The 24,445-nt window shown below is 72.0% G+C and carries 22 protein-coding genes; 20 read left to right on the top strand and 2 right to left on the bottom strand.

Annotated features, from left to right (window positions below):
* Positions 1 to 56: 56 nt before the first annotated feature.
* Positions 57 to 623 (top strand): elongation factor P, encoded by a 567-nt coding sequence (gene efp, locus N4G70_RS24770; protein WP_261714921.1) that lies wholly within the window; start codon positions 57 to 59, stop codon positions 621 to 623.
* Between the two features lie 2 nt (positions 624 to 625).
* Positions 626 to 1,054 carry a transcription antitermination factor NusB gene (gene nusB / locus N4G70_RS24765; RefSeq protein WP_261714920.1) on the top strand — a complete coding sequence of 143 codons (429 nt, stop codon included), beginning with the start codon at positions 626 to 628 and terminating at the stop codon, positions 1,052 to 1,054.
* 211 nt (positions 1,055 to 1,265) lie between these two features.
* Here nusB and bldD read toward each other — a convergent pair whose 3' ends face one another.
* A complete protein-coding gene (bldD, locus tag N4G70_RS24760) occupies positions 1,266 to 1,766 on the bottom strand; it encodes a transcriptional regulator BldD (RefSeq protein WP_014044812.1) in 501 nt (166 codons plus the stop codon).
* 296 nt (positions 1,767 to 2,062) lie between these two features.
* Between bldD and pyrR the strand changes: the two genes are divergently transcribed.
* From pyrR to N4G70_RS24690, 14 genes are all read left to right on the top strand, one after another.
* On the top strand, positions 2,063 to 2,665 hold the full coding sequence (gene pyrR / locus N4G70_RS24755) for a bifunctional pyr operon transcriptional regulator/uracil phosphoribosyltransferase PyrR (RefSeq protein WP_261714919.1): 603 nt from the start codon (positions 2,063 to 2,065) through the stop codon (positions 2,663 to 2,665).
* 94 nt (positions 2,666 to 2,759) lie between these two features.
* A complete protein-coding gene (locus N4G70_RS24750; protein WP_261714918.1) occupies positions 2,760 to 3,743 on the top strand; it encodes an aspartate carbamoyltransferase catalytic subunit in 984 nt (327 codons plus the stop codon).
* A gap of 2 nt (positions 3,744 to 3,745) precedes the next feature.
* On the top strand, positions 3,746 to 5,032 hold the full coding sequence (locus N4G70_RS24745; protein WP_261714917.1) for a dihydroorotase: 1,287 nt from the start codon (positions 3,746 to 3,748) through the stop codon (positions 5,030 to 5,032).
* Positions 5,029 to 5,619, top strand: coding sequence for a hypothetical protein (locus N4G70_RS24740; protein ID WP_261714916.1), 591 nt, complete (start codon positions 5,029 to 5,031; stop codon positions 5,617 to 5,619). The genes N4G70_RS24745 and N4G70_RS24740 overlap by 4 nt, the downstream gene beginning before the upstream one ends.
* Entirely contained in the window at positions 5,616 to 6,785 is a 1,170-nt protein-coding gene (carA, locus tag N4G70_RS24735; RefSeq protein ID WP_261714915.1) for a glutamine-hydrolyzing carbamoyl-phosphate synthase small subunit, read from the top strand. The genes N4G70_RS24740 and carA overlap by 4 nt, the downstream gene beginning before the upstream one ends.
* Positions 6,778 to 10,086 carry a carbamoyl-phosphate synthase large subunit gene (gene carB, locus N4G70_RS24730; protein WP_261714914.1) on the top strand — a complete coding sequence of 1,103 codons (3,309 nt, stop codon included), beginning with the start codon at positions 6,778 to 6,780 and terminating at the stop codon, positions 10,084 to 10,086. Before carA ends, carB begins: the two co-directional genes overlap by 8 nt.
* A gap of 81 nt (positions 10,087 to 10,167) precedes the next feature.
* Positions 10,168 to 11,280: a quinone-dependent dihydroorotate dehydrogenase gene (locus N4G70_RS24725; protein ID WP_261714913.1), complete on the top strand. Its 1,113-nt coding sequence runs from the start codon at positions 10,168 to 10,170 to the stop codon at positions 11,278 to 11,280.
* Positions 11,277 to 12,110, top strand: a complete 834-nt coding sequence (gene pyrF, locus N4G70_RS24720; protein WP_261714912.1) for an orotidine-5'-phosphate decarboxylase — start codon at positions 11,277 to 11,279, stop codon at positions 12,108 to 12,110. The genes N4G70_RS24725 and pyrF overlap by 4 nt, the downstream gene beginning before the upstream one ends.
* A gap of 373 nt (positions 12,111 to 12,483) precedes the next feature.
* Positions 12,484 to 12,807 carry an integration host factor gene (locus tag N4G70_RS24715; RefSeq protein ID WP_053724505.1) on the top strand — a complete coding sequence of 108 codons (324 nt, stop codon included), beginning with the start codon at positions 12,484 to 12,486 and terminating at the stop codon, positions 12,805 to 12,807.
* 38 nt (positions 12,808 to 12,845) lie between these two features.
* Positions 12,846 to 13,439, top strand: coding sequence for a guanylate kinase (gene gmk, locus N4G70_RS24710; protein ID WP_261714911.1), 594 nt, complete (start codon positions 12,846 to 12,848; stop codon positions 13,437 to 13,439).
* 95 nt (positions 13,440 to 13,534) lie between these two features.
* Complete coding sequence (rpoZ, locus tag N4G70_RS24705; protein WP_005319902.1) at positions 13,535 to 13,807, top strand: DNA-directed RNA polymerase subunit omega; 273 nt, start codon at positions 13,535 to 13,537, stop codon at positions 13,805 to 13,807.
* Positions 13,808 to 13,941: 134 nt separating this feature from the next.
* Positions 13,942 to 15,174 carry a bifunctional phosphopantothenoylcysteine decarboxylase/phosphopantothenate--cysteine ligase CoaBC gene (gene coaBC, locus N4G70_RS24700; protein WP_261714910.1) on the top strand — a complete coding sequence of 411 codons (1,233 nt, stop codon included), beginning with the start codon at positions 13,942 to 13,944 and terminating at the stop codon, positions 15,172 to 15,174.
* Between the two features lie 231 nt (positions 15,175 to 15,405).
* Positions 15,406 to 16,614, top strand: coding sequence for a methionine adenosyltransferase (metK, locus tag N4G70_RS24695; RefSeq protein WP_261714909.1), 1,209 nt, complete (start codon positions 15,406 to 15,408; stop codon positions 16,612 to 16,614).
* A 112-nt stretch (positions 16,615 to 16,726) separates the two neighbouring features.
* A complete protein-coding gene (locus tag N4G70_RS24690) occupies positions 16,727 to 18,874 on the top strand; it encodes a primosomal protein N' (protein WP_261714908.1) in 2,148 nt (715 codons plus the stop codon).
* Between the two features lie 113 nt (positions 18,875 to 18,987).
* Here N4G70_RS24690 and N4G70_RS24685 read toward each other — a convergent pair whose 3' ends face one another.
* Positions 18,988 to 19,527, bottom strand: coding sequence for a hypothetical protein (locus N4G70_RS24685; RefSeq protein WP_261714907.1), 540 nt, complete (start codon positions 19,525 to 19,527; stop codon positions 18,988 to 18,990).
* 338 nt (positions 19,528 to 19,865) lie between these two features.
* Here N4G70_RS24685 and fmt point away from each other — a divergent pair, with 338 nt between their 5' ends.
* The 4 genes from fmt (at position 19,866) to N4G70_RS24665 (ending at position 24,420) form a co-directional block, all read left to right on the top strand.
* On the top strand, positions 19,866 to 20,810 hold the full coding sequence (fmt, locus tag N4G70_RS24680; protein ID WP_261714906.1) for a methionyl-tRNA formyltransferase: 945 nt from the start codon (positions 19,866 to 19,868) through the stop codon (positions 20,808 to 20,810).
* Positions 20,811 to 20,848: 38 nt separating this feature from the next.
* On the top strand, positions 20,849 to 22,306 hold the full coding sequence (locus tag N4G70_RS24675; protein WP_261714905.1) for an RsmB/NOP family class I SAM-dependent RNA methyltransferase: 1,458 nt from the start codon (positions 20,849 to 20,851) through the stop codon (positions 22,304 to 22,306).
* Between the two features lie 278 nt (positions 22,307 to 22,584).
* On the top strand, positions 22,585 to 23,268 hold the full coding sequence (gene rpe, locus N4G70_RS24670; RefSeq protein WP_261714904.1) for a ribulose-phosphate 3-epimerase: 684 nt from the start codon (positions 22,585 to 22,587) through the stop codon (positions 23,266 to 23,268).
* Between the two features lie 102 nt (positions 23,269 to 23,370).
* Positions 23,371 to 24,420 (top strand): sugar-binding transcriptional regulator, encoded by a 1,050-nt coding sequence (locus N4G70_RS24665; RefSeq protein ID WP_261714903.1) that lies wholly within the window; start codon positions 23,371 to 23,373, stop codon positions 24,418 to 24,420.
* Positions 24,421 to 24,445: the final 25 nt, after the last annotated feature.

Below are 24,445 nucleotides of genomic sequence, written 5' to 3'. Positions count from 1 at the left end.
CCCGTGTACGTACCCTCGGTCGTCCACCAGCTTTCAGTCCAGGAGATTCCGCAACCGTGGCTTCCACGAACGACCTCAAGAACGGCCTGGTGCTCAAGCTCGACGGAGGCCAGCTCTGGTCCGTCGTCGAGTTCCAGCACGTCAAGCCCGGCAAGGGCCCGGCCTTCGTGCGCACCAAGCTCAAGAACGTGCTCTCCGGCAAGGTCGTCGACAAGACCTTCAACGCCGGTGTGAAGGTCGAGACGGCCACCATTGACCGCCGCGACATGCAGTTCTCGTACATGGACGGCGAGTACTTCGTCTTCATGGACATGACCACGTACGACCAGCTGATGGTCGACCGCAAGGCCGTCGGCGACGCCGCCAACTTCCTGATCGAGGGCTTCACCGCCTCGGTCGCGCAGCACGAGGGCGAGGTGCTCTACGTCGAGCTGCCCGCCGCCGTCGAGCTGACCATCGAGCACACCGACCCGGGCGTCCAGGGCGACCGCTCCACCGGCGGCACCAAGCCGGCCAAGCTGGAGACCGGGTACGAGATCGGCGTCCCGCTCTTCATCACCACCGGTGAGAAGATCAAGGTCGACACCCGCACCGGCGACTACCTCGGCCGGGTGAACAGCTAACCGTGGCTGCCCGGAACAAGGCCCGCAAGCGCGCCTTCCAGATCCTCTTCGAGGCCGACCAGCGCGGCGAGTCCGTGCAGACGGTCCTCGCGGACTGGGTGCGGCACTCGCGGTCCGACGACCGTCAGCCGCCGGTCACCGAGTACACGATGCAGCTCGTCGAGGGCTACGCGGGGTACGTGGACCGCATCGACGACCTGATCTCCACCTACGCGGTGGGCTGGACGCTCGACCGGATGCCGGTCGTCGACCGGAACATCCTGCGGCTCGGCGCGTACGAGCTGGTCTGGGAGGACGAGACGCCCGACGCGGTCGTCATCGACGAGGCCGTCCAGCTGGCGAAGGAGTTCTCCACGGACGACTCCCCGGCCTTCGTGAACGGGCTGCTGGCCCGTTTCAAGGACCTCAAGCCGAGCCTGCGCCGCGACTAGCCTCCGGCGGGGACAAGGCCAACGAAGGGCCCGCGACACGATCCGTGCCGCGGGCCCTTCGGCATGTCCGCGCCGGCCCGCCACAAACCCCCGGGGCCCGTCACGAACCCGCCGACCCGTCACCAACCCACCGGGCTGCCGAAACGCCGCCGGGCCCGGTGGGAGCGAGTGCTCCCACCGGGCCCGGCGGCACGTTTCTGCTGAAGGGGCGTCAGCCCTCTTCGTGGGCGACCGCGCGGCGCGCGTCCGCGTCCAGGACGCCCCAGCTGATGAGCTGCTCGGTGAGGACCGAGGGCGACTGGTCGTAAATGACGGCAAGGGTGCGCAGGTCGTCCTGGCGGATCGAGAGGACCTTGCCGTTGTAGTCGCCGCGCTGCGACTGGATGGTCGCCGCGTAACGCTGGAGCGGGCCCGCCTTCTCCGGCGGGACGTGCGCGAGGCGCTCGAGGTCGAGGACCAGCTTCGGCGGCGGCTCGGCGGCCCCGCCCGGCGTGGTGCCCGGCAGCAGTTCCTGCACCGGAACGCCGTAGAAGTCCGCCAGCTCGGCAAGGCGCTGCACGGTCACGGCACGGTCGCCGCGCTCGTACGAACCGACCACGACGGCCTTCCAGCGGCCCTGGGACTTCTCCTCCACGCCGTGGAGGGAGAGGCCCTGCTGGGTGCGGATGGCGCGGAGCTTGGCCCCGAGCTGTTTTGCGTATTCGCTGGACATATAGCTCCCCGGACGCTGTGACAACGTGCGGCTCCGCCGCGCGGCTGTAACTCACTGTGAGGTTACGCAGCGTTACTTGGCCGCGTCAAGCCGAATGGTCCACACCCCCGCCCCGCAGGAGTGACACGCTCCGCGTGGGGCGCGCCCCCACGGGGCAGGGCGGTTCCCCGGCCCGCTTCACCCGTTCGAGTGACGGCCCCGGTGCGGGGCGGCCTCCGGCCCCTGGTACCGTGGGGACGCAATTTCGACGTCCTTTAAGGTCCGTCCCGTGAGGCGGAGAAGGAGGTCCGTTTCATATGGACACGCAGCACCCGCAGAACCAGCAGGATCCGGCGCACCCCGATGCGGCGCGGCCCGTTCTCGAAGGCCCCGACATCGCCCGCGTCCTGACCCGTATCGCCCACGAGATCGTCGAGCGCGCCAAGGGCGCCGACGACGTCGTGCTTCTCGGCATCCCGACTCGCGGCGTCTTCCTCGCCGAGCGGCTCGCCGTGAAGCTGGAGGGCATCACCGGGCGCAAGACCCCGGTCGGCTCCCTCGACATCACCATGTACCGCGACGACCTGCGGATGAAGCCCGCCCGCGCGCTCGGCCGCACCGAGATCCCCGGCGACGGCGTCGACGGCCGCCTGGTCGTCCTGGTCGACGACGTCCTCTTCTCCGGCCGCACCATCCGCGCCGCCCTCGACGCGCTCGGCGACATCGGCCGCCCCCGCGCCGTGCAGCTCGCGGTCCTGGTCGACCGCGGCCACCGCGAACTCCCGATCCGCGCCGACTACGTCGGCAAGAACCTCCCCACGTCGCTGCGGGAGACGGTCAAGGTCCAGCTCGCCGAGGAGGACGGCCGCGACGCCGTGCTGCTCGGCGTCAAGCAGACCGCTCCGGCCGGCGAGCAGTAAGCCCCACACGGCCCCGTACGGCCCGCACCGAGCCGTACGGCCTGCTTCTGCGCGCCCGCACGCCCCACCCTCCACCACACCTGGAGAACCCCCGATGATGCGTCACCTCATCTCGGCCGCCGACCTCACCCGCGACGACGCCGTGCTCATCCTCGACACCACCGAGGAGATGGCCCGGGTCTCCGACCGGCCGATAAAGAAGCTCCCCGCGCTGCGCGGCCGGACCATCTGCAACCTCTTCTTCGAGGACTCCACCCGCACCCGGATCTCCTTCGAGGCCGCCGAGAAGCGACTGTCGGCCGACGTCATCAACTTCGCCGCCAAGGGCTCCTCGGTCTCCAAGGGCGAGTCCCTGAAGGACACCGCGCAGACCCTGGAGGCGATGGGCGTCGACGCCGTCGTCATCCGGCACAGCGCCTCCGGCGCCCCCTACCGCCTGGCCACCTCGGGCTGGATCGACGCCCCCGTCATCAACGCCGGCGACGGCACCCACCAGCACCCCACCCAGGCGCTGCTCGACGCGTTCACCATGCGCCGGCGCCTGGTCGGCAGGGACGCGCTCGGCCAGGACCTGGCCGGCAAGCGCATCACCCTGGTCGGCGACGTGCTGCACAGCCGGGTCGCCCGCTCCAACGTCGACCTGCTGCACACGCTCGGCGCCGACGTCACCCTGGTGGCCCCGCCGACGCTGCTCCCGGTCGGCGTCGAGCACTGGACCTGCGACGTGTCGTACGACCTGGACGCCGTGCTGCCGAAGTCCGACGCGGTGATGATGCTGCGTGTGCAGCGAGAACGGATGAACGCCGCCTTCTTCCCGACCGAGCGCGAGTACTCGCGCCGCTACGGTCTGGACGGCGAGCGCATGGCCAAGATGCCGGAGCACGGCATCGTGATGCACCCCGGCCCGATGGTCCGCGGCATGGAGATCACCGCCGAGGTCGCCGACTCCGACCGCTGCACGGTCGTCGAACAGGTCGCCAACGGCGTCCACACCCGCATGGCGGTCCTCTACCTGCTGCTCGGCGGCAACGAGCCCGCCGTCAGCCACGCCCGCCCCACCGATTCGGAGAACAAGTAACCATGAGCACGATCCTGATCCGTGGTGCGAAGGTCCTCGGCGGTGACGTCCAGGACGTACTGATCGACGGCGAGACCATCGCCGCCGTCGGTACCGGCCTCGACGCGGGCGACGCGACGGTCGTCGACGCGGCGGGCCAGATCCTGCTGCCCGGCCTCGTCGACCTCCACACCCATCTGCGCGAGCCCGGCCGCGAGGACTCCGAGACCGTCCTCACCGGCACCCGGGCGGCCGCGCGCGGCGGCTACACCTCGGTCTTCGCCATGGCCAACACCTTCCCCGTCGCCGACACCGCGGGCGTCGTCGAGCAGGTCTGGCGGCTCGGCAAGGAGTCCGGCTACTGCGACGTGCAGCCCATCGGCGCCGTAACCGTCGGCCTCGAAGGCAAGCAGCTCGCCGAGCTCGGCGCCATGCACGACTCCGCCGCCGGTGTCACCGTCTTCTCCGACGACGGCAAGTGCGTCCACGACGCGGTGATCATGCGTCGCGCCCTGGAGTACGTGAAGGCCTTCGGCGGCGTCGTCGCCCAGCACGCCCAGGAGCCCCGCCTGACCGAGGGCGCCCAGATGAACGAGGGCGTCGTCTCGGCCGAGCTCGGCCTCGGTGGCTGGCCCGCCGTCGCCGAGGAGTCGATCATCGCCCGCGATGTGCTGCTCGCCGAGCACGTCGGCTCCCGGGTGCACATCTGCCACCTCTCGACCGCAGGCTCCGTCGAGATCGTCCGCTGGGCCAAGTCCCGCGGCATCGACGTGACCGCCGAGGTCACCCCGCACCACCTGCTCCTCACCGACGAGCTGGTCCGCTCGTACAACCCGGTCTACAAGGTCAACCCGCCGCTGCGCACCGAGAAGGACGTCATGGCGCTGCGCGAGGCGCTCGCCGACGGCACCATCGACATCGTCGCCACCGACCACGCCCCGCACCCGCACGAGGACAAGGACTGCGAGTGGGCCGCGGCCGCCATGGGCATGGTGGGCCTGGAGACCGCGCTCTCGGTCGTCCAGCACACGATGGTGGAGACCGGGCTGCTCGACTGGGCCGGCGTCGCCGACCGCATGGCGCACAAGCCCGCCGAGATCGGCCGGGCCCAGGGCCACGGGCGCCCCGTCTCGGCAGGCGAACCCGCCAACCTGACCCTGGTGGATCCGGCATACCGTGGAGAGGTGAACCCCGCGGGCTTCGCCTCCCGCAGCCGCAACACCCCCTACGAGGGCCGCGAGCTGCCCGGGCGTGTCACCCACACCTTCCTGCGGGGCCGGGCAACGCTTGTGGACGGGAAGCTCGCGTGACGTACGCATCACTGATCGATCTGGCCGCCGAGGAGAAGTCCGCCGAGGTGACCAACTGGGGCGGACGCATCGGCTGGCTGGTCGGGCTCGCGCTCTTCGTGGCCCTCGTCTACTGGCTGATGCGCCAGGGCTGGCAGTGGCGCCGGCGCCTCCAGGCGGACCTGCCCGACCTCTTCACCGCGCCCGAAGAGCCCGGCGAGGCGAAACTGAGGCTGAGCGGCCGCTACCACGGCTCCACCACCGCCGGGCAGTGGCTCGACCGCATCGTGGCGCACGGCCTGGGCGTACGCAGCAAGGCCGAGCTCACCCTGACGGACGCGGGCCTGGACGTCGTACGTCCCGGGGCGAACGACTTCTTCGTCCCGGCCGACCGGCTCCGCGGCGCCCGGCTCGACAAGGGCATCGCGGGCAAGGTCCTCACCGAGGGCGGCCTGCTCGTCGTCACCTGGAGCCACGGCGACCGCCTCATCGACTCGGGCTTCCGCTCCGACCGGGCCGAGCAGCACCCGGCCTGGGTCGAGGCCATCAACTCCATGACGAAAACTCCTGAACAACCCACCAACACGACGGAAGGCGCCGCACGATGACGACCTCCACCCGGGGAGCCGCCAAGGTTCCCGCCGTACTCGTCCTGGAGGACGGCCGCATCTTCCGCGGCCGCGCCTACGGGGCCGTGGGGGAGACCTTCGGCGAGGCCGTGTTCTCCACCGGAATGACCGGCTACCAGGAGACCCTCACCGACCCGTCGTACCACCGCCAGGTGGTCGTGATGACCGCCCCGCACGTCGGCAACACCGGCGTGAACGACGAGGACCCCGAGTCGCAGCGGATCTGGGTGGCCGGCTACGTCGTGCGCGACCCCGCCCGCATGCCCTCCAACTGGCGCTCGCGCCGCTCCCTGGACGACGAACTCGTCCAGCAGGGCGTCGTCGGGATCAGCGGTGTCGACACTCGCGCCCTCACCCGCCACCTGCGCGAGCGCGGCGCCATGCGCGTCGGCATCTTCTCCGGCGAGGCGGTCGCGGACGACGCGGCGCTGCTGGCCCGGGTGCAGGAAGCGCCCCAGATGGTCGGCGCGAACCTCTCCGCGGAGGTCGCCACCAAGGAGACCTACGTGGTCCCCGCGATCGGGCCCGACGGCGAAGCCGTCCCGATCGGCACGGCGAAGTTCACCGTCGCCGCGGTCGACCTCGGCATCAAGGGCATGACCCCGCACCGCATGGCCGAGCGCGGCATCGAGGTGCACGTGCTGCCCGCGACCGCCACCGCCGAGGACGTGTACGCCGTCAACCCCGACGGCGTGTTCTTCTCCAACGGCCCGGGCGACCCGGCCACCGCCGACGGCCCCGTCGCCGTGATGCGGGCGGTCCTGGAGCGCAGGACGCCGCTGTTCGGCATCTGCTTCGGCAACCAGATCCTCGGCCGCGCGCTCGGCTTCGGCACGTACAAGCTGAAGTACGGCCACCGCGGCATCAACCAGCCGGTGCAGGACCGCACCACGGGCAAGGTCGAGGTCACCGCGCACAACCACGGCTTCGCCGTCGACGCGCCGCTCGACAAGGTCTCCGAGACGCCCTACGGGCGCGCCGAGGTCTCCCACGTCTGTCTGAACGACCAGGTCGTCGAAGGCCTCCAACTGCTCGACCAGCCGGCCTTCAGCGTCCAGTACCACCCCGAGGCGGCCGCGGGCCCGCACGACGCCGCGTACCTCTTCGACCGCTTCGTATCTTTGATGGAGGCCGAGCGTGCCTAAGCGCACCGACATCCAGTCCGTCCTGGTCATCGGCTCCGGCCCGATCGTCATCGGCCAGGCCGCCGAGTTCGACTACTCGGGCACCCAGGCCTGCCGCATCCTCAAGGCCGAGGGCCTCAGGGTCATCCTGGTCAACTCCAACCCGGCCACGATCATGACCGACCCGGAGATCGCCGACGCCACCTACGTCGAGCCGATCACCCCCGAGTTCGTCGAGAAGATCATCGCCAAGGAGCGCCCCGACGCCCTCCTGCCCACCCTCGGCGGCCAGACCGCGCTCAACACCGCGATCTCCATGCACGAGCAGGGCGTCCTGGAGAAGTACGGCGTCGAACTGATCGGCGCCAACGTCGAGGCCATCAACAAGGGCGAGGACCGCGACCTGTTCAAGGGCGTCGTCGAGGCCGTCAAGGAGAAGATCGGCTACGGCGAGTCCGCCCGCTCGGTCATCTGCCACTCCATGGACGACGTCATCAAGGGCGTCGACACCCTCGGCGGCTACCCCGTCGTGGTGCGCCCCTCCTTCACCATGGGCGGCGCCGGCTCCGGCTTCGCGCACGACGAGGAGGAACTGCGCCGCATCGCCGGGCAGGGCCTCACGCTCTCGCCGACCACCGAGGTGCTCCTGGAGGAGTCCATCCTCGGCTGGAAGGAGTACGAGCTGGAGCTGATGCGCGACAAGAACGACAACGTCGTGGTCGTCTGCTCCATCGAGAACTTCGACCCGATGGGCGTGCACACCGGCGACTCGATCACCGTCGCCCCGTCGATGACGCTGACCGACCGCGAGTACCAGCGCCTGCGGGACATCGGCATCGCGATCATCCGCGAGGTCGGCGTCGACACCGGCGGCTGCAACATCCAGTTCGCGATCGACCCGGCCGACGGCCGCGTCATCGTGATCGAGATGAACCCGCGCGTCTCGCGCTCCTCGGCGCTCGCCTCCAAGGCCACCGGCTTCCCGATCGCCAAGATCGCGGCCAAGCTCGCCATCGGCTACACCCTCGACGAGGTCCCCAACGACATCACCGAGAAGACGCCGGCCTCCTTCGAGCCGAGCCTCGACTACGTCGTGGTGAAGGCCCCGCGCTTCGCCTTCGAGAAGTTCCCCTCCGCCGACTCCACCCTCACCACCACCATGAAGTCGGTGGGCGAGGCCATGGCGATCGGCCGCAACTTCACCGAGGCGCTCCAGAAGGCGCTGCGCTCCCTGGAGAAGAAGGGCTCGCAGTTCGACTTCACGAGCCCCGTCGGCGACAAGGCCACCCTCCTGGAAGAGGCCAAGCGCCCGACCGACGGCCGGATCAACACGGTCATGTACGCGATCCGCGCGGGCGCCACCCCCGAGGAGGTCTTCGAGTCCACGAAGATCGACCCGTGGTTCGTCGACCAGCTCTTCCTCATCAAGGAGATCGCCGACGGGCTGGCCGCCGCCGACAAGCTCGACCCCGAGCTGCTCGCCGAGGCCAAGCGGCACGGCTTCTCGGACGCCCAGATCGCCGACATCCGGGGCCTGCGCGAGGACGTCGTGCGCGAGGTGCGCCACGCGCTCGGCGTGCGCCCGGTCTACAAGACGGTCGACACCTGCGCCGCCGAGTTCGCCGCCAAGACGCCGTACTTCTACTCCTCCTACGACGAGGAGAGCGAGGTCGCGCCCCGCGAGAAGCCCGCGGTGATCATCCTGGGTTCGGGCCCCAACCGCATCGGCCAGGGCATCGAGTTCGACTACTCCTGCGTCCACGCCTCCTTCGCGCTGAGCGACGCCGGCTACGAGACCGTGATGGTCAACTGCAACCCGGAGACGGTCTCCACCGACTACGACACCTCCGACCGCCTCTACTTCGAGCCGCTCACCCTCGAAGACGTCCTTGAGATCGTCCACGCCGAGACCCTCGCGGGCCCGGTCGCGGGCGTCGTGGTCCAGCTCGGCGGCCAGACCCCGCTGGGTCTGGCGCAGGCGCTCAAGGACAACGGCGTCCCGGTCGTGGGCACCTCGCCCGAGGCCATCCACGCCGCCGAGGACCGCGGCGCCTTCGGCCGCGTCCTCGCCGAGGCAGGCCTGCCCGCCCCCAAGCACGGCACCGCCACCACCTTCGCGGGCGCCAAGGCCATCGCCGACGAGATCGGCTACCCGGTCCTCGTACGCCCGTCGTACGTGCTCGGCGGACGCGGCATGGAGATCGTGTACGACGAGGAGCGGCTGTCCTCGTACATCGCCGAGTCCACCGAGATCAGCCCGACCCGGCCCGTCCTGGTCGACCGCTTCCTCGACGACGCGATCGAGATCGACGTGGACGCCCTCTACGACGGCACCGAGCTCTACCTCGGCGGCGTCATGGAGCACATCGAGGAGGCCGGCATCCACTCCGGCGACTCGGCCTGCGCGCTGCCCCCGATCACGCTGGGCGGCTTCGACATCAAGCGGCTGCGCGCCTCGACGGAGGCCATCGCCAAGGGAGTTGGCGTCCGCGGACTGATCAACATCCAGTTCGCGATGGCCGGGGACATCCTGTACGTCCTCGAAGCCAACCCGCGCGCCTCGCGCACCGTCCCCTTCACCTCGAAGGCGACCGCGGTGCCGCTCGCGAAGGCCGCCGCGCGCATCTCGCTCGGCGCCACCGTCGCCGAGCTGCGCGCCGAGGGCATGCTGCCCAAGGAGGGCGACGGCGGCACGCTGCCGCTGGACGCGCCGATCTCCGTCAAGGAGGCCGTGATGCCGTGGAGCCGCTTCCGCGACGTCCACGGGCGCGGCGTCGACACCGTGCTCGGCCCGGAGATGCGCTCCACCGGTGAAGTCATGGGCATCGACTCGGTGTTCGGCACCGCGTACGCCAAGTCGCAGGCCGGCGCGTACGGTCCGCTGCCGACGAAGGGCCGCGCGTTCATCTCGGTCGCCAACCGGGACAAGCGCACGATGATCTTCCCGGCGCGTGAACTGGTCGCCCACGGCTTCGAGTTGATGGCCACCTCCGGCACCGCCGAGGTCCTGCGCCGCAACGGCATCAACGCCACGGTCGTGCGCAAGCTCAGCGAGGGCGAGGGCCCGAACGGCGAGAAGACGATCGTCCAGCTGATCCACGACGGCGAGGTCGACCTCATCGTCAACACGCCGTACGGCACCGGCGGCCGGCTCGACGGCTACGAGATCCGCACGGCGGCCGTCGCCCGCTCCGTGCCCTGCCTGACCACGGTCCAGGCGCTCGCCGCCGCCGTCCAGGGCATCGACGCGCTCAACCGCGGGGACGTGGGGGTGCGTTCGCTCCAGGAGCACGCGGAACACCTGACCGCGGCCCGCGACTAGCAGACGGGGAAGCAGGGGGACACCGGAAACGGTGTCCCCCTCTTCATGAGCCCTCTTCCAGAGCCCCTGAGGACACCGACCATGTACAAGCTCTTCTTCAACCTCGTCTTCAAGCGGATGGACCCCGAGCAGGCCCACCACATGGCCTTCCGCTGGATCCGCCTCGCGGCCCGCGTCCCCGTCCTGCGCACCTTCGTCGCCGCCGTCCTCGCGCCCCGCTACAAGGAGCTGCGCACCGAGGCCCTCGGTCTGCGCATGCACGGCCCGTTCGGCCTCGCGGCCGGCTTCGACAAGAACGCCGTCGCGATCGACGGCATGGCGATGCTCGGCTTCGACCACATCGAGATCGGCACCGTCACCGGCGAGCCCCAGCCGGGCAACCCCAAGAAGCGCCTGTTCCGCCTCGTGCCGGACCGCGCGCTCATCAACCGCATGGGCTTCAACAACGAGGGTTCGGCGGCCGTGGCCGAGCGCCTGGCGGCCCGCAAGGCCGTGTTCCGCACCACGGTCGGCGTCAACATCGGCAAGACCAAGGTGGTCCCGGAGGCCGAGGCCGCCGCCGACTACGTGAAGTCGACCGAGCGCCTGGCCGCCCACGCCGACTACCTCGTCGTGAACGTCTCCTCGCCGAACACCCCCGGCCTGCGCAACCTCCAGGCCACCGAGTCGCTGCGCCCGCTCCTGACCGCCGTGCGCGAGGCCGCCGACCGCAGCGTCCGGGGCCGTCGCGTCCCGTTGCTCGTCAAGATCGCCCCCGACCTCGCCGACGCCGACATCGACGCGGTCGCCGACCTCGCCGTCGAACTCGGCCTGGACGGCATCATCGCCACCAACACCACCATCGCCCGCGAGGGGCTCGGCCTGAAGTCCCCGGCCGGCCTCGTCAAGGAGACCGGCGGCCTGTCCGGCGCCCCCCTCAAGGAGCGCTCCCTGGAGGTGCTCGGCCGCCTGTACGCCCGCGTCGGCGACCGGCTCGTCCTCATCGGGGTGGGCGGCATCGAGAACGCCGAGGACGCCTGGCAGCGCATCCTCGCCGGAGCCACCCTGGTCCAGGGCTACAGCGCCTTCATCTACGAAGGCCCGTTCTGGGCCCGCGCCATCCACAAGGGCCTCGCGGCCCGCCTCGCCACCTCCCCGTACGCGACGCTCGCCGAGGCCGTCGGCGCCGAGACCCGGAAGAAGGCCGCCGCATGACCCCCTTCGGTACCCGCCTGCGCGAGGCGATGGACACCCGCGGCCCGCTGTGCGTGGGCATCGACCCGCACGCCTCCCTGCTCGCGGACTGGGGCCTGAACGACGACATCGCGGGCCTCGAGCGCTTCACCCGCACCACGGTCGAGGCCCTCGCCGACCGGGTCGCGATGCTCAAGCCGCAGTCCGCGTTCTTCGAGCGGTTCGGCTCGCGCGGCGTCGCGGTCCTGGAGAGGGCCGTCGAGGAGGCCCGCGCGGCCGGGACGCTGGTCCTGATGGACGCCAAGCGCGGCGACATCGGCTCGACCATGGCGGCGTACGCGGCCACCTACCTGGACCCCGCCTCCCCGCTCTTCTCGGACGCCGTGACGGTGTCGCCGTATCTGGGCTTCGGCTCGCTGCGCCCCGCGCTCGACCTGGCGGCCGCGTCCGGCTCGGGCGTCTTCGTGCTCGCCCTGACCTCCAACCCGGAGGGCGCCGAGGTGCAGCGCTCGACGGCTGCCGACGGCAGGCCGCTCGCCCAGGTGATGCTGGACCACATGCGGGCCGAGAACGCGGATGCCTCCCCGCTCGGTTCGGTCGGCGCCGTGGTCGGCGCCACACTCGGCGACGCCGGTGTGGACCTCGACATCAACGGCCCGCTGCTCGCCCCTGGCATCGGCGCCCAGGGCGCGACCCCGGCCGATCTGCCCGGTGTCTTCGGCTCCGCCGTCGGCAACGTGGTCCCCAGCGTCAGCCGCGGTGTGCTGCGCCACGGCCCGGACGTGAGCGCCCTGCGCGCGGCGGCGGCCCGGTACGCCGACGAGGTGCGCGAGGCGATCGAGCGCGCCTGATCCACGGCGGCGCCCCGGTGTGACATGCGTCGCACCGGGGCGCCGTGCTTTCCCGACATGCGGCGACGGTCCGGTTCCCGGCCGCCACGACCCGGAATCCACCCCTCGCGGGAGGCTGCGCGGTGCGCGCGTACCGATCGTTGACAATTTCCTTACACGAAACCAGGGTGTTATGTCCGGAAAGTCCCGGTCGGTCGAGGCTGACCAGGACTTTTCGTCTGTTCTCGCTGACTGGAGCGGCCTTGGCCGCTAGTCTCCGACGAGAGCAGACGAGCACGTGCGCGAGTGCGTTGTTCGTTGCTCGCCTGGTGTGGGGCGATTAGGTTCCTCACCGGTCCGTATCCGACAGTTCGACATCCGAGGTGACGTAGGCGTGGCTCTTCCGCCCCTTACCCCTGAACAGCGCGCAGCCGCGCTCGAAAAGGCCGCCGCGGCTCGCCGGGAGCGGGCCGAGGTCAAGAATCGACTCAAGCACTCCGGCGCCTCCCTCCACGAGGTCATCAAGTCGGGCCAGGAGAACGACGTCATCGGGAAGATGAAGGTCTCCGCCCTCCTTGAGTCCCTGCCCGGTGTGGGCAAGGTCCGTGCCAAGCAGATCATGGAGCGGCTCGGGATCTCCGAGAGCCGCCGCGTGCGGGGGCTCGGCTCCAATCAGATCGCGTCCCTTGAGCGTGAGTTCGGCGGCTCCGGGGCCTGACGTCTCGGGCATGCCCGAGAAGCTGGAATAATCGCCGCATGGCAGTAACCCCCCGGGGGACCACCCCCGTACCCCCGGACGCACGTCCGCGGCTGACCGTGCTCTCCGGCCCCTCCGGGGTCGGCAAGAGCACGGTCGTCGCTCATATGCGCAAGGTCCACCCCGAGGTCTGGCTCTCGGTGTCGGCGACGACCCGCAAGCCGCGCCCCGGCGAGCGCCACGGCGTGCAGTACTTCTTCGTGGACGACGAGGAGTTCGACAAGCTCGTCGCCAACGGCGAACTGCTGGAGTGGGCCGAGTTCGCGGGCAACCGCTACGGAACCCCGCGCCAGGCCGTTCTGGAACGTCTCGAAGCGGGCGAGCCCGTCCTCCTGGAGATCGACCTCCAGGGTGCCCGGCTCGTCCGCGAGTCGATGCCGGAGGCGCAGCTCGTCTTCCTCGCACCGCCGAGCTGGGACGAACTGGTCCGCCGGCTCACCGGTCGCGGCACCGAGGCGCCCGACGTCATCGAGCGCCGGCTCACCGCCGCGAAGGTCGAACTGGCCGCCGAGGCGGAGTTCGACACCACCCTGGTCAACACCTCGGTCGAGGACGTGGCCCGTGAGCTGCTAGCCTTGATGCGAGTTGTTTGATTCCGTCGTATGACGTCATCCGTAGTCATACCGATGACGCCGAGACGACCGGCATCGCGCGACGCGCATCTTCGATCCCCATCGGAAGGCAGAGAGTGTCCTCTTCCATTACCGCCCCCGAGGGCATCATCAACCCTCCGATTGATGAGCTCCTCGAGGCAACCGACTCGAAGTACAGCCTGGTGATCTACGCGGCCAAGCGTGCCCGCCAGATCAACGCGTACTACTCGCAGCTCGGTGAGGGTTTGCTCGAGTACGTCGGCCCGCTGGTGGACACCCACGTCCACGAGAAGCCGCTCTCGATCGCGCTGCGTGAGATCAACGCGGGTCTGCTGACCTCCGAGGCCATCGAGGGCCCCGCCCAGTAGGCAGCGTGACGTTTTCCACCCCAGGCCCGGCAGCGCGACTGCCGGGCCTGTGGTGTGTCATGGGTACGTACACGCAGGTGCACACACGCAGGTAGGCGCACGCATCAGGCGCGCGGGGAGAGGCGAGTTTTCCGATGGGCAAGCCGAAGGTCGTTCTGGGGGTCAGCGGCGGCATCGCCGCCTACAAGGCGTGCGAACTGCTGCGCCGGCTCACCGAGTCGGGGCACGACGTCCGGGTGGTGCCGACCGCGTCGGCGCTGCACTTCGTCGGGGCCGCCACCTGGTCGGCGCTCTCCGGCCACCCCGTCTCGACCGAGGTCTGGTCGGACGTCCACGAGGTGCCGCACGTCCGCATCGGACAGGGCGCCGACCTGGTGATCGTGGCGCCCGCCACCGCCGACATGCTGGCCAAGGCCGCCCACGGCCTCGCCGACGACCTGCTCACCAACACCCTGCTCACCGCGCGCTGTCCGGTCGTCTTCGCGCCCGCGATGCACACCGAGATGTGGGAGCACCCCGCGACCCAGGAGAACGTGGCCACCCTGCGCCGGCGCGGCGCGGTCGTCGTCGAGCCCGCCGTCGGCCGGCTCACCGGCGTCGACACCGGCAAGGGCCGGCTGCCCGACCCGGGCGAGCTGTTCGAGGTGTGCCGCCGGGTGCTCGCGCGGGGGAGTGCCGAGCGGGATCTGGCCGGACGGCATGTGGTGGTCAGCGCGGGGGGCACGCGCGAGCCGCTCGACCCCGTCCGCTATCTCGGCAACCGCTCCTCCGGCAAGCAGGGGTACGCGCTGGCCCGGACGGCCGTCGCGCGCGGGGCCCGGGTCACTCTGATCGAGGCCAACACCGGTCTGCCCGACCCGGCCGGTGCTGACGTGGTCCGCGTCGGCACCGCCGTACAGCTGCGAGAGGCCGTCCTGAAGGCCGCGGCGGACGCCGACGCCGTGGTCATGGCGGCCGCCGTCGCCGACTTCCGGCCGGGGGCGTACGCCGCCGGGAAGATCAAGAAGAAGGACGGTGAGGAGCCCGCGCCGCTCGCCCTGGTCCGCAATCCGGACATCCTCGCCGAGATCTCGGCCGAGCGGGCCCGGCCGGACCAGGTGGTTGTCGGCTTCGCCGCCGAGACCGACGACGTGCTGGCCAACGGCCGCCTCAAGCTCCGCCGCAAGGGGTGCGATCTGCTCGTCGTGAACGAGGTCGGCGAGCGCAAGACGTTCGGCTCCGAGGAGAACGAGGCCGTCGTCCTGGCCTCCGACGGCTCGGAGACGCCCGTCCCCCACGGCCCCAAGGAAGCCCTCGCCGACACGGTGTGGGATCTGGTGGGCCCCCGTTTCGGCCGGCCGGACACCCCGGCCGCCGACCGTTCCTAGCCGCGCGGCACCCGCCCCCGCCCGTGCCGGCGGGCCCGCGCGCGGCGCCCGTGCCGTGCGCACCGGACGCCGGAACGACCGGATCCGGAGATCTTCCGCACTCCACGGATCGAGACACGTGGTCCCACGAGCAGAACCGACCGATAAACTGGTCTCGGAACGCAGCCGGGCGCAGCTCCCGGCGCGACCTACCATGATCAGCCAGCAGCCGCTGCAACCCCAGGGAGCATTGTGTCCCGTCGTCTGTTCACCTCGGAGTCCGTGACCGAGGGTCACCCCGACAAGATCGCTGACCAGATCAGCGACACGATCCTCGACGCGCTCCTGCGCGAGGACCCGACCTCGCGCGTCGCCGTGGAGACCCTCATCACCACGGGCCTGGTGCACGTGGCCGGAGAGGTCACGACCAAGGCGTACGCACCGATCGCCCAGCTCGTGCGCGACAAGATCCTGGAAATCGGCTACGACTCGTCGAAGAAGGGCTTCGACGGCGCCTCCTGCGGCGTCTCGGTGTCCATCGGCGCCCAGTCCCCGGACATCGCTCAGGGCGTCGACACGGCGTACGAGAAGCGGGTCGAGGGCGATGAGGACGAGCTGGACAAGCAGGGTGCCGGCGATCAGGGCCTGATGTTCGGCTACGCCTGCGACGAGACGCCCGAGCTGATGCCGCTGCCGATCCACCTCGCGCACCGTCTCTCGCGCCGTCTGACCGAGGTCCGCAAGAACGGGACCATCCCCTACCTGCGCCCCGACGGCAAGACCCAGGTCACCATCGAGTACGACGGCGACAAGGCCGTCCGCCTCGACACCGTCGTCGTCTCCACGCAGCACGCGAGCGACATCGACCTGGAGTCGCTGCTCGCCCCCGACATCCGCGAGTTCGTCGTCGAGCACGTCCTCAAGCAGCTCGTCGAGGACGGCATCAAGCTGGACACCGACGCCTACCGCCTCCTGGTGAACCCGACCGGCCGCTTCGAGATCGGTGGCCCGATGGGCGATGCCGGCCTGACCGGCCGCAAGATCATCATCGACACGTACGGCGGCATGGCCCGCCACGGCGGCGGCGCCTTCTCCGGCAAGGACCCGTCGAAGGTGGACCGCTCGGCCGCCTACGCCATGCGCTGGGTCGCCAAGAACGTCGTGGCGGCCGGCCTCGCCGCCCGCTGCGAGGTCCAGGTCGCGTACGCGATCGGCAAGGCCGAGCCGGTCGGCCTGTTCATCGAGACCTTCGGCACCAACACGGTCGACAACGAGAAGATCGAGACCGCCATCACCCAGGTCTTCGACCTGCGCCCGGCCGCGATCATCCGCGACCTCGACCTGCTCCGCCCGATCTACGCCCAGACCGCCGCGTACGGCCACTTCGGACGCGAGCTCCCCGACTTCACCTGGGAGCGCACGGACCGCGTGGACGCGCTGCGCCGCGCCGCGGGTCTGTAGGCACGAGCCACCCGACGAGGGCCCCGGACCGAAGCCGGTCCGGGGCTCTCGTGCGCGTACCGGCGTCGGCCGAGGGCCGCGGTTGTCAGTCCCCTCTGGTAGGAATTTGGCTGTGAGCAGCGAGAACGAACGGCAGGGCGGGGGCCCCGAGGGTGGGGCGCCCGAGCAGCTTGCGCTGATTCGGGAGACGGTGCGCAAGGCCAAGGTGCCCAAGGCCAAGCCGCGCACCTGGCGGGGGGCAGCGCTCGCCAGGGAGCTGCCGGTCGCCCGGGTCGTGGTGAACAAGGGGGTGCTGCACCTCGACCAGTTCTTCGACTATGCCGTGCCGGAGGAGCTGGACGCCGACGCGCAGCCCGGGGTGCGGGTGCGGGTGCGGTTCGGGGCCGGGGCGCGCCATGTCCGGGACGGGCGCCGGGAGGGCGGCGGGCTGATCGACGGGTTCCTCGTCGAGCGCCGGGCCGAGTCGGACTACTCGGGTCCGCTGGCCGCGCTTGCCGGTGTCGTCTCACCGGAGCGGGTGCTGAGCCCGGAGATGCTCTCGCTCGCCCGTGCCGTCGCCGACCGGTACGCGGGCAGCCTCGCCGACGTGCTCCAACTCGCCGTGCCGCCCAGGAACGCCCGCGCCGAGGCCAAGCCGTCTCCCGAGCCGCCGCCACGCCCGGCGCGGCCCGAGCCCGGCACCTGGGCGCGCTACCCCCAAGGCCCCGCGTTCCTGCGGGCGTTGGGCACCGGCGGCGCACCCCGCGCGGTGTGGACCGCACTGCCGGGGCCGCACTGGTGCGAGGAGATCGCGCGGGCCGTCGCCGCGACGCTCGCCTCGGGCCGCGGCGCCCTCGTCGTCGTGCCGGACGGGCGCAGCGCGGGCCGTCTCGACGCGGCCCTGACCACACTCCTCGGCGAGGGCCGGCACGCCCTGCTCACCGCCGACTCCGGCCCGGAGCGGCGCTACCGGCAGTGGCTCGCGGTGCGGCGCGGCGCGGTGCGGGCCGTGGTCGGCACCCGCGCCGCCATGTTCGCGCCCGTCGAGAACCTGGGCCTGGTCGTGGTGTGGGAGGACGGAGACTCCAGCCACAGCGACGACAACGCGCCCTTCCCTCATGTGCGCGAGGTGCTCGAACTGCGGGCGGCCCACGACACGTGCGGCTTTCTGCTCGGCAGTACGAGCTGCACGGTCGAGGCCGCCCAGCTCGTGGAGAGCGGCTGGGCCGCGCCCCTGGTCGCCGATCGCACGGTGGTGCGGTCCGCCGCCCCGCTGGTGCGTACCGTCGGCGACGGCGAACTGGCGCGTGACGAGGCGGCCCGCGCGGCCCGCCTGCCGAGCCTGGCGTGGCAGGCCGTGCGCGAGGGCCTGAAGAGCGGCCCGGTCCTGGTGCAGGTGCCGAGAAGGGGGTACGCGCCCCGCCTGGCCTGCGCGCGCTGCCGCGCCCCCGCCCGCTGCGGACGGTGCGCGGGCCCCCTGGAGGCGCCGGACGAGCGCGAGCTGGCCTGCGCGTGGTGCGGCACACCGGAGGCCGACTGGCACTGCGCGGAGTGCGGTGCGAACCGGCTGCGCGCCCAGATCGTCGGCGCCCGGCGCACCGCCGAGGAGCTGGGCCGGGCCTTCCCCGCGGTGCCCGTGCGCACCTCCGGGCGGGACCACGTCCTGGACAGCGTGCCGGGACAGCCCGCCCTCGTGGTGTCCACACCCGGTGCCGAGCCGGTGGCCGAGGGCGGCTACGCGGCGGCGCTGCTCCTCGACGGCTGGGCGATGCTGAGCCGTCCCGACATCCGGGCCGGCGAGGAGGCGCTTCGGCGCTGGATCTCGGCGTCCTCGCTGGTACGGGGGCAGGAGGCGGGCGGCACCGTGGTCGTGGTGGCCGAGCCCACGCTGCGCCCCGTGCAGGCGCTGGTCCGCTGGGATCCGGTGGGCCACGCCCTGCGCGAACTGGCCGAGCGCGCCGAGCTCAACTTCCCGCCGGTCTCCCGGATGGCCGAGGCCATCGGCCGCCCCGAGGCGGTCGAGGCTTTCCTGAAGGCGGCCCAACTGCCGCCCGAAGCACAGGTGTTGGGGCCGGTCCCGCTCCCGGTGTCCGACCCCGGACGCCCGCGCAGGCCCGGCGACCCGCCCGTGGGGGAGCGCTGGGAGCGGGCGCTGGTGCGGGTGCCGCCGGGCAGCGGTGCCGCGCTCGCCGCCGCCCTGAAGGCCGCCCAGGCCTCGCGCCTCGCCCGCGGCGGCGGCGATCCGGTGCGCATCAGGATCGACCCGCCGGACATCGGCTGAGCCTCCCGGCCCGGGCGCGCCGCCGCGTACCCCATGGGTCCTGGCGCGCACAGAGGTGTGCCCTCGCGGTACCCCGTACCGGGGTCGCGAGGGCACGAAGGGGCGAAAGCGGGTCAGCCGTTGCGGGGACCGGGGAAGGCGCTGGTGCGGACCTCCTCGCGAAGGGACTGGCTGCTCGCCGTCGGCTGCGGCGGCATCGAACGGGCGGCGGGCACCGAAGGCATGGCGGGCAGCGGGGGCAGCGCCCGGGGCGGCACGGCCTCGGCCGGACGCTCGGCGTCGACCTGGCCCGCGGCCTGGGCGGTCGCCCGGCGGGACCCGTAACGGCGGTGCACCGCCTGCTTGGTGACGCCGAGCGCGGAGCCCACCGCGTCCCAGGAGAAGCCGAGGGAGCGGTCGAAGTCGACGGCGGCGGTCACCAGGGTCTCGACGCTGTCCCGCAACTCCTGGGCGAGCCGTACGGTCGGGGCCGGGGCGCGTCCGTACACGACGAAGCCCGTGGATGGACCCGAGCGGCGGGGGCGGTAGACGTTGCCCAGCTGCGCGGTGAGGGTGCGCAGTGCGTCCACCTGTCGGCGGACCCGCTCGATGTCCCGCACCAACAGATGCAGGCTGGCCCGCGCTTGGGCGTCGTGGGTTGCGTGGTCGGCCATGGGCAAGCCTCTCGAACCGGCGGTGAAAGGGAGGGTGACTGCGGTGCTGGTACTGCGTGGTGCTGTCTGCTGTGTTGACGTGGTGCGGGTGCTGAAAAGGCGCGGGCCGCACAAGCGGCCCGATTCGGTCAATCTCTCTTGACCAACGCGCCACCTCCTGTTGTGGTCACGCTGCGGGGGCGTATGGGCATATGCGCAGGGCGCGCGCGTCCCCGTACGCCCCTGCCGTACGGGGAGGCGCGAAGCCGCGCGCGAGGCCCGGCGCACCTGGGCGTACGGCCGCCGCTCACGGGCCCATAGACTGAGACGCTGCTCTCGACAAAGCGAGGTAACCCCCAGTGAAGCTCGTCTTCGCAGGCACCCCCGAGGTCGCCGTCCCCGCCCTGGACGCCCTGATCGCCTCCGGCCGGCACGAGGTCGCCGCGGTCGTCACCCGGCCCGACGCCCCCGCCGGACGCGGCCGCCACCTGGTGGCGAGCCCCGTCGCCGAGCGCGCCGCGGAGGCCGGTATCGAGGTGCTGAAGCCGGCGAAGCCGCGGGACGAGCAGTTCCTGGCCCGGCTGCGCGAGATCGCGCCGGACTGCTGCCCGGTCGTCGCGTACGGCGCGCTGCTGCCCAAGGTCGCCCTCGACATCCCGGCGCGTGGCTGGGTCAACCTGCACTTCTCGCTGCTGCCCGCCTGGCGCGGGGCCGCGCCCGTCCAGCACGCGGTCATGGCCGGCGACGAGATCACCGGTGCCGCCACCTTCCTCATCGAGGAGGGGCTCGACTCGGGTCCGGTGTACGGCACCGTCACCGAGGAGGTCCGGCCCACCGACACCAGCGGAGACCTGCTCACCCGGCTCGCCTTCGCGGGCGCCGGGCTGCTCGCCGCGACCATGGACGGCATCGAGGACGGCACCCTGAAGGCCGTTCCGCAGCCCGCCGACGGCATCTCGCTCGCGCCGAAGATCACCGTGGAGATGGCGCACGTGGACTGGGCGGCCCCCGCGCTGCGCGTGGACCGCGTGGTGCGCGGCTGCACCCCGGCCCCCGGTGCCTGGACGGTGTTCCGCGGCGAGCGCCTCAAGCTCATCCAGGCGGCCCTGGTCACCGACCGCACCGACCTGGCGCCCGGCGAGCTCGCCGCGGCCAAGAACAACGTGCACGTGGGCACCGGCTCGCACGCCGTGGAGCTGCTCTGGGTCCAGCCGCAGGGCAAGAAGCCGATGCGCGGCGCGGACTGGGCGCGCGGAGTGCGCATCGCCCCGGGTGAGCGCCTCGGAGCGGCGGACGTACGCTGAGGGGGTTCGCCCCATCTGATCCGCGGAGCACCTTTCACGTGAACGATTCGCCACGTCGCAGCCCGGCCCCCCAAGCGGGCAAGGGCGGCAAGCCCTACCGCCGTCCCAAGAAGGACCCGGTCCGCATCCTCGCCTTCGAGGCGCTGCGGGCCGTCGACGAGCGCGACGCCTACGCCAACCTCGTGCTGCCCCCGCTGCTGCGCAAGGCGCGCGAGGGCGGCGACTTCGACACCCGGGACGCGGCGCTCGCCACCGAGCTGGTCTACGGCACGCTGCGCCGCCAGGGCACCTACGACGCGGTCATCGCGGCCTGCATCGACCGGCCGCTGCGCGAGGTCGACCCGCCGGTGCTCGATGTGCTCGCCCTCGGCGCCCACCAGCTGCTCGGCACCCGCATCCCCACCCACGCGGCGGTCTCCGCGAGCGTGGAGCTGGCCCGGGTGGTGCTCGGCGACGGGCGGGCCAAGTTCGTCAACGCGGTACTGCGCAAGGTCGCGGCGCACGATCTCGACGGCTGGCTGGAGAAGGTCGCGCCCCCCTACGAGGACGACGCCGAGGACCATCTCGCGGTCGTCCACTCGCACCCCCGCTGGGTCGTCTCGGCGCTGTGGGACGCGCTCGGGGGCGGCCGGGCCGGCATCGAGGACCTTCTGGAGGCCGACAACGAGCGTCCCGAGGTGACCCTGGTCGCCCGCCCCGGCCGCTCCACCACCGACGAACTCCTCGACGCGCTGGGCGAGGACGGCGGCCTGCCCGGCCGCTGGTCGCCGTATGCCGTGCGGATGGCCGAGGGCGGCGAGCCCGGAGCCCTCGACGCCGTGCGAGAGGGCCGGGCGGGCGTCCAGGACGAGGGCAGCCAGCTCGTGGCCGCCGCCCTCGCCAACGCCCCGCTCGAAGGCCGTGACGAGCGCTGGCTGGACGGCTGCGCGGGTCCCGGCGGCAAGGCCGCGCTGCTCGCCGCCCTCGCGGCGGGGCGCGGGGCTGCCCTGCTCGCCTCCGAGAAGCAGCCGCACCGGGCCCGCCTGGTCGAGCGCGCGCTGGCCGGCAACCCGGGCCCGTACCAGGTCATCGCGGCCGACGGCACCCGGCCGCCGTGGCTGGCGCACTCCTTCGACCGGGTCCTGGTCGACGTGCCGTGCTCGGGTCTCGGCGCCCTGCGCCGCCGTCCCGAGGCCCGCTGGCGCCGGCGTCCGGAGGACCTGGAGGGCTTCGCACCGCTTCAGCGCTCGCTGCTGCGCGAGGCACTCTCGGCGGTCCGCGTCGGCGGTGTCGTCGGGTACGCCACCTGCTCGCCGCACCTGGCCGAGACCCGGATCGTGGTCGAGGACGTCCTCAAGGGCCGTGGCGGCGCCGAGCCCGTCGAGGCCGAGTGGATCGACGTGCGGCCGCTGATGCCGGGGGTCGCGGGTCTCGGCGAAGGCCCCGACGTCCAGCTCTGGCCGCATCTGCACGGCACGGACGCGATGTATCTGGCGCTGCTCCGGCGCCTGGCCTGACGCCGGGCGGACCTCTCCGATCGCGGGGCGTCGCGGCGCGTGCGCGCAGCGCGACGCCCCCGAACTCGGCGCCGGGGCACGGCAGTTGGGCGGATCACGGTTCGGTCGGCGCAGTGTCGTCGCCGCGCCGCAGGGGCTCCGGCCATCGGGTGCGCGGGCGAAGGATCATGCGCCGAAGCCCCGCGGTACCGGCAGGATCGCCCGCCCCGCGCGGAACCGGACAGGCTTGGTCCGCCGCCGTGGCAGGCAAGTCGCCCAGGGCATGGCAGGCTTGGGGCATGGCTCAGATCAACCCCAGCATCCTCTCCGCGGACTTCGCCCGGCTGGCCGACGAGGCCAAGGCCGTCGAAGGCGCCGACTGGCTGCACGTCGACGTCATGGACAACCACTTCGTGCCCAACCTCACGCTGGGGGTTCCCATCGTGGAATCCCTCAGCCGGGCGACGGACACGCCGCTGGACTGCCATCTGATGATCGAGGACCCCGACCGCTGGGCCCCGCAGTACGTGGAGGCCGGGGCCGGTTCGGTCACCTTCCACGTGGAGGCGGCCGCCGCTCCCGTACGGCTGGCCCGGGAGATCCGCGCCAAGGGCGCCCGCGCCTCGATGGCGCTGAAGCCCGCGACGCCCATCGAGCCGTACGAGGACCTGCTCCCCGAGCTCGACATGCTGCTGATCATGACGGTGGAGCCCGGCTTCGGCGGTCAGTCCTTCCTCGACATCATGCTGCCGAAGATCCGCCGGACCCGTGAGCTGATCGGCAAACACGGACTTGAACTCTGGCTCCAGGTCGACGGCGGCGTCTCGGCCTCCACCATCGAGCGCTGCGCCGAGGCCGGCGCCGATGTCTTCGTCGCCGGTTCGGCCGTCTACGGTGCGCAGGACCCGGCCGAAGCGGTGCGGTCCCTGCGCTCCCTGGCGCAAGCGGCGACGGCGGGCGCACCCTGGGCGTGCGCCCACTGAGCCGCCTCCGAGCCGCCACCGCGGCGACGGAACCCTCCGGGCTGATCAAGGACCGTGGGATCTGACAGGATGAACAGCGAGTCCGGTGCGTGAACAGCAGTTGTGAACAGCAGTGAGGAGATCGCGGTGTCTGCAATGTCGGCGGGTCGGTCAGCCCTGCGGATGGGACCCGCGGAGCTGGTTCAGGCGGCGGCCATGGCCCGCCGCTTCTACCTGGAGGGGAAGTCCAAGATCCAGATCGCCGAGGAGTTCGGCGTGAGCCGCTTCAAGGTGGCCCGGGTCCTGGAGACCGCCCTGGAACGCGACCTCGTACGGATCGAGATCCGGGTCCCCGCCGAGCTGGACGCGGAGCGCTCCGACGCCCTGCGTGCCCGGTACGGACTGCGGCACGCGGTCGTCGTCGAGTCCCCGGCGGAGGGCGAGGAGACCTCGCCCGACCCGGAGAACCTCGGCGAGGTCGCCGCCGACCTGCTCGGGGAGCTGGTCAGCGAGGGCGATGTGCTCGGCCTGGCCTGGGGCCGCTCCACCATCCACATGGCCGCCGCCCTCGACCGGCTGCCGCCCTGCACGGTCGTCCAGCTCACCGGGGTCTACGACGCGGGCACCGCCGAGCGCGGCTCCGTCGAGGCGGTGCGCCGGGCCGCCCAGGTCTCCGGCGGCGAGGCCCACCCCATCTACGCCCCGATGCTCCTGCCCGACCCGGCGACCGCCGCGGCGCTGCGCAACCAGACCGGGATCGCCCGCGCCTTCGAGTACTTCGACAAGGTCACCGTCGCCGCGGTCTCCATCGGCTCGTGGGAGCCCGGCATCTCCACCGTGCACGACATGCTGAGCGACGAGGAGCGGGCCCACTACGCCTCGCTCGGCGTCGCCGCCGAGATGTCCGCGCACCTCTTCGACGCGCAGGGCCGGCGGGTCGGCCGCGACCTGGGGGAGCGCTGCATCACCGTCGAGGCGGACCGGCTGCGCCGCATCCCGGAGGTCGTCGCGATCGCCGGGGGCCAGCGCAAGGCCGCCGCGATCGACGCGGTGCTGCGGTCCGGCCTGGTCACCAGCCTCGTCACGGACACGGCCGCCGCCGACTTCCTGCTCAACGAGACGGGCCCCAAGCCCCGGCCCGCCCTCAACCGCGCGGACCCGGACGGCGTCTGAGGCTCCGGGGGCGCCCAGCCCCCGG

The sequence above is a fragment of the Streptomyces sp. ASQP_92 genome (genome assembly GCF_025399895.1).
In the GTDB taxonomy this organism is placed as follows: Bacteria; Actinomycetota; Actinomycetes; order Streptomycetales; family Streptomycetaceae; genus Streptomyces.
Note: the sequence above shows the minus strand (reverse complement) of the source record. Positions and strands in the feature narration are given on the sequence as shown.